The 626-nt window shown below is 55.8% G+C and carries 1 pseudogene; it reads right to left on the bottom strand.

The annotated features are described in order from the left end of the window. A pseudogene (locus AC0L2Y_RS34565) lies at positions 1-626 on the bottom strand (calcium-binding protein); the annotation flags it as partial.

The raw sequence follows: 626 nt of genomic DNA, 5'->3' as shown, positions 1-626 counted from the left end.
TTGGCCCAGTGGTCCATCATGGTTTCCATCTGGGCGGCGGTGGGCACGACATATTTGCCACCCATGTCGGTGTTATAGTCGCCGCCTCCAAACGTCTGGTAGCCTGGAACGATCTTGCTCGTCGGGATGCCCGACGCCTGAGCGGCGGCGACGAATTTGTCGATCATGTTGTAGTCGACCGCGCCATCCGTGCGGACAGGATAGACATCCACGCCGTAGTAATCGATACCCGTATTGGCGGGATTGTACGTGCCCGAAAAATCCGGATTCGCCGACGTTCCCAAGCTCATCATCGTGATGTAGGTCTTGCCGTCCGGCACATTGGAATGAATCCAGTCGGATTCTGCCTTCAGATTTGCGGCAGAGGCATAAGTGCCCCATTGGCCGGTGGGATCCGGCTCGTCGACAAGGAAGAATCCGAACAGCTTCGGATTGCCGATGAAGGGCGTGACCTTGTCGATAAACGATTGGGTTACGCCGTCGGTTTCGTTCAGATAGACCAAGCCTTTCATACCGTCCGGCAGCGCATTGAGTTGGTCAACGGATGAAACGTCAGCCAGGTTAAATCCGGCTTGTGCAATTTCCGTGCCTGATCCGCCTGACGTGTAATGCAGAGTGGTCATCCA

It is taken from the genome of Mesorhizobium sp. WSM4830, assembly GCF_055811495.1.
This window is presented reverse-complemented; position numbering and strand designations above follow the sequence as displayed.